The following is a 4,723-nucleotide window of genomic DNA, read 5'->3' as shown; positions in this document are numbered from 1 at the left end:
GCCCCAACTGCCCTTACGGGGCTGCTTCCACTACGACCGCGGCTACTACTACTTCCGCAACATCGACAACCGCATCCTGCTCGGTGGCGGCCGCAACCTGGACAAGCAGGGAGAAACCACCGACGAATTCGGCACTACCCCTCTGATCCGCAACGCCCTCCTGCGGTTGCTGAAGGAAGTGATCCTCCCCGGCCGGGAAGTGGCCGTCGACAGCTGGTGGAGCGGCATCCTGGGGGTGGGCAGCCGGAAGGCGCCCATCATCCGGCAGGTGTCGCCCCACGTCGTGGCGGCCGTCCGCCTGGGTGGCATGGGCGTGGCCATCGGGATGCTGGTGGGGGAAGAGGGGGCGGAGGTGGTGGCGGGAAAAAACCTTTAGTTTTTTCTATTAATAACCTTTCAAATTCTTAACCGGTTTTCGATATGTAGGCCCCAACTTTGGTAGACGGCGGACGATTGACGGCCAACGGCAAGCTGCGGGCATCGAGCCAAAGAGCGGTTGGGGGCTACATATCGAACTTGGGTTAAGCTTTTACTTGCGATAGAATAAAAATATTTCCAATTTCCTTCCTCTTGCAAGCTAATTTCTACTCAAATCTTTCTGACATTTTATCAAAAAACGTTCTTGGATTCTCGATTTTTCGAATCGAGGTAACACCTTGAGTATCTATTGTTACATTGAAGTGTCGAAAATCATTTCTTTTAAACTGATCACTATGACTTGTAAATATCAATTGATCTAAAAATTGATCCTCAATAAATTTTCTAAAGTTATTAATTAGAACTTCTTGATATATTTTGGAAAGATTGAGTTCAATTTCTTCTATCAAAAATATCCTTGAAGTACTTTCAAATACTTTTGTATATAAATAAAGCATTTGCTGAATCCCAGTACCGTAGTTCTTTAAAGGGTATCTTCCATAGCTTGTTTTTAACATTATTTCTAGCTCTGAATCGAATTTTGCGAAAGAAATCTCGATTTGTTCAAAGGGGAAGTTCTTCAATTCTTCTTCGAATTTATTTTTCAAATTTTTAGAAAGAGAAATGTTATTTAAGAAATCATTTAAATTCAAGAAGTATTGATACTTTTCTGCATTTAAAAAATTATGAAACAACCAATTTTTAAAATTTTTAGGTTGAAGAGAAGGAGAGTATTCACTGGAGTCCTTTTCTTTACGAAAATATCGGTTACTGTCAACAAGTAGTATACAGTCATTAAAAATTGAAATTATTTCTAAAACACCATCACTTCCAATTTTTTCAACTAATTCTTCATTTTCAGCAAAATATTGAGGCACATCAAATTCATTAATCGAGTAGGCAATAACATCTTTAATTTTAACAGATTCTAGTTTGATTTCAGAATCAAATTCATTGAGGGACATTATTTTACCTACAAATTCAATATAATTCCTATGCCCCCCTCCTGCTTCTTCTAAAAAGCCCTCTTTTAAAAGAATATCCCCATATTCGCCAAGCTCATCTGGATTAATTAAAAGGGAAACAGAAAATTCAATATCCTTTTCCTTTTGGTTATTTGTAAACAAAAAAGGCATATCATAAATATAGCCCTCCCAAAAGTTAGTTTTCTCTATTTCAACACGGGTTACTTCTTGCCCATCCTCTTGAAAAATGACTTGATTTTTTTTCTCTTTACGTTGAAAAACTAGTTCTAAGAACTTAAGAAAATTAGATTTACCACTATTGTTTACCCCATAGACCATATTTATGTCTTCGAAATCTCTAATTTGAACATTGGATAAACTGCGAAAATTTTTCACAGACACTTTTGAAATTTTCATTAGGACATGTTTTATAAATAATCAGAGAATATTTTTTCTACTGAACGGTTAAGATTTCTAAGAATACTATCACTAATTAGCCCCTCTTGGTGTTTTTTTACGAGTATAAAATGAAATTTAACAAAAACATCCAAAAGAGACTTATTATGAAATAGTTTATATGCCTTATTAATTACTAATTTTTTTCCTTCGATTTTGCATGCTGGGAATAATTCACTAATATGCCAATTCATATTTACAATTTCATATTCTTCGTCTCCAATTCGAATGGTCCGTTTAGATTCTGTTTCACTAATTTCTACTCGAAGTGAGTCCTGAAATCTTTCTTTAATAAAAGTAGAACCTTCTCTGTTCGCTTCCTCTAGAGATTTTTTCTTGGGGAACAATTCATCTGTTGTTTCTCCTTTCTTTAAGTCTTTCTTTTCTTTAAATACTTCAATTTTATCTCCTAAACTTTTTTCTTCATCTATTTCCTCTGTCTTCTTAATTTCTATATTTACCCCTCTCTTCTCAAGAGATTTAATTATTTTTTCCTTTTGTCTTTCCTTATCATCTTCAAACTCAATAATTCTACTTTGACTTTTGGAGCTTATTAACTTTTCAAGAGTATTAATCTCTTCAATTGTTGTAGCCCAATACCTAAGTTTTTCTCTAAAAAAATCTTTGAATTTTTCATAATCGGGGCTATAGTTGAACCTGTCTCTAGAAACTGCAATCAAGTCATTCAACCCCTCAATAACATCAATCTCAATGCATAACCAAGCAAGTTTAGAATATAGTCTACTATCTAATCCAATACCAAAAGTAGTTCTTGAACCTACTCCAACATTAAAGTTTCGAATAAATATATATCTGGCTTCAATCGGTTTAATAGTCCTGAAATCAGTTCCAATAAAATATCTGAATTTAATGTTGCCAATCTGTTCAAAACTATCACCATGCGTTTCCAGTGTCGTTGCTACATGTTTATTTCTAACTAATCTTTTTCCATTAAAAAAAACTTCAAAAGGAGTACCCTCATCCAAGGCAAAGATTTCATTAAATTCTTTATCTTTGTATTGAATTGGTAAATATTCACAAAGTTCCCATTCAATTAACTTTAAAGGATCGAAATTCTTTATTGAATTTTTCTTCGTTGTTTCGTACTCTTTATTAAAGAAAGATTTCATTAATTTAGTGAAACCTAGTAATCTTATTTTTGTAAATTGCTTACTCCTTATTTTTTCATCTCTAGCAATTACTCCAAAAATTGGGACACTATCAACGTCAATTGTAGTGTTTTCATCAAAAGTGAAATATTTCTCACAGTTAATCCTTGCCTTAATTAATTCTGCACTTCCTCGCCTAGTAGTTTCGATCTCATATATTTTACAAAACGGAAATACCGCCAAAAAGCCAACCCCAAATTTCCCTACAATTCTGCGCCCTCCCTCTGTATAATCACTCTTTCTTCTAGTTTTCCCTGCGATTCTCAAATAAAAATCAAAATCATCTTCACTCATTCCTTTTCCAGTATCTTCAATGATTATTGCTTCATTCTCTTTTTCAATTATCAAATCGACCTTTGACGCATCTGCATCATAACTATTTACTATTAATTCTTTTAGAGCTTGAGGGAAATTTTCATATGTAGAACTACTTAAAGTTCCTATGATCCTTTTGTCGACAGTTATTTTTTTAGGCCAATTATTCATACATTAAATTCCAATTATTAAATATTCCCGATTTAGTTTTTTATTGCCATTCTGTCGATTCAATGCATATTTGTAGTGTTTTGATTTCACAGACACCTTTTTCTTAACTCTTTTCATTGAAGAAATTAGGTCTTCAATAGAAGGTATCCCTCCATATTTATAAGATAGGACGATAATACTATCTTTAAATTTATCCAACAAGGTTTCTAATGAATCTTGAACCTTTAGAGGTGTAAACTCATTCATTAATGCATGATCTTGAAGTCTTCTATTGGTTGTTTCAAAATCAATTAAGTCTTCCCAAGATTCATATCTTGCAATACCCTCTAGGAAATGATAACATTTTAGATAATTTGAGGTTTCATTTTTCCCTTTTTTAATGTATGGAGGATCAAAATATACCAAATCGTAACTATTCTCTTCCAAGTCTATTTCAAAAATTGAAGAGTTAATCACATTACATTGGTGTCCATTATCAAATACTAAAGAGTTTGCTTCTTTAATAAACTTCATTAAATAGTCATCAAATGATCTTTCCCAAGTGGTTTTATTACCGAATGTCCTTTTTACATCACTTGTCCGTATATTAAGGTTCCTCCTATGAAACAAGTTGTAGGGCCTCTTAATCAAACAAGATTGGAAAACAGCATATAAAACTATCGCTTTTTTGTACTCAACTTCTTCAATAGGTGTTTCACTGAAGGGATGAGAAAATATCTCATTTACAATTTTGTCTAGCCACTCATTTTCTTTATCAAGAAAATAATATCCTTTAAATACGGTTTGAATCAAATCTTGGTCCCTATAGTTCTCAAATCTTAAAAGGGCATGTATTTCTTCATCTGATAGCTTTACCATTGAATTTTCAACAATAGCTTTTCCGATAATTGTGTTAAACTTTAAGACATCATTATAGGTTACTTTCTTTCCCGATTTTTTAAACAAATAACTTACAGATCCAGTACCGCCAAATCCATCTAGTACGGTTTCAAATTCTAACTCTTCTAAAGATTCGGCAATCCATGGCAGTATTTTTCGTTTGCTTCCTTGAAACCTGGTCGTTGGAAATTTTTTATAGTCTATTGTATTCTGGCTAACTTGCATATTATTCTGATAATTGTTTCACAAGATAACTTTTTTTAAAGTATTTTCAATACATTGTAGATGAATCACATGTGTTAATTTTATCGGTTTTTTTTGAAGAGGGAGCATCCACAAATGCAACTGCTC

General features: G+C 33.6%; 4 protein-coding genes. 1 reads left to right on the top strand and 3 read right to left on the bottom strand.

All coding sequences use genetic code 11. From position 1 onward, the window contains the following. A partial coding sequence (locus tag H6622_18395) for an FAD-binding oxidoreductase (GenBank protein ID MCB9063498.1) occupies window positions 1-376 on the top strand: 376 nt, incomplete at its 5' end. 208 nt (window positions 377-584) lie between these two features. On the opposite strand, the gene H6622_18390 is transcribed toward H6622_18395, so the two are convergent. The 3 genes from H6622_18390 to H6622_18380 are packed head-to-tail and all read right to left on the bottom strand — an operon-like array spanning window position 585 to window position 4,597. Next, the gene (locus H6622_18390) at window positions 585-1,778 is read right to left on the bottom strand and encodes an AAA family ATPase (GenBank protein ID MCB9063497.1); all 1,194 of its coding nucleotides are present in this window, start codon (window positions 1,776-1,778) and stop codon (window positions 585-587) included. 32 nt (window positions 1,779-1,810) lie between these two features. After that, on the bottom strand, window positions 1,811-3,493 hold the full coding sequence (locus H6622_18385) for an ATP-binding protein (GenBank protein MCB9063496.1): 1,683 nt from the start codon (window positions 3,491-3,493) through the stop codon (window positions 1,811-1,813). A 3-nt stretch (window positions 3,494-3,496) separates the two neighbouring features. Continuing rightward, window positions 3,497-4,597 (bottom strand): DNA adenine methylase, encoded by a 1,101-nt coding sequence (locus H6622_18380; protein MCB9063495.1) that lies wholly within the window; start codon window positions 4,595-4,597, stop codon window positions 3,497-3,499. Window positions 4,598-4,723 lie beyond the last annotated feature (126 nt).

This window comes from Halobacteriovoraceae bacterium, assembly GCA_020635115.1.
GTDB lineage: Bacteria > Bdellovibrionota > Bacteriovoracia > Bacteriovoracales > Bacteriovoracaceae > JACKAK01.
This window is presented reverse-complemented; position numbering and strand designations above follow the sequence as displayed.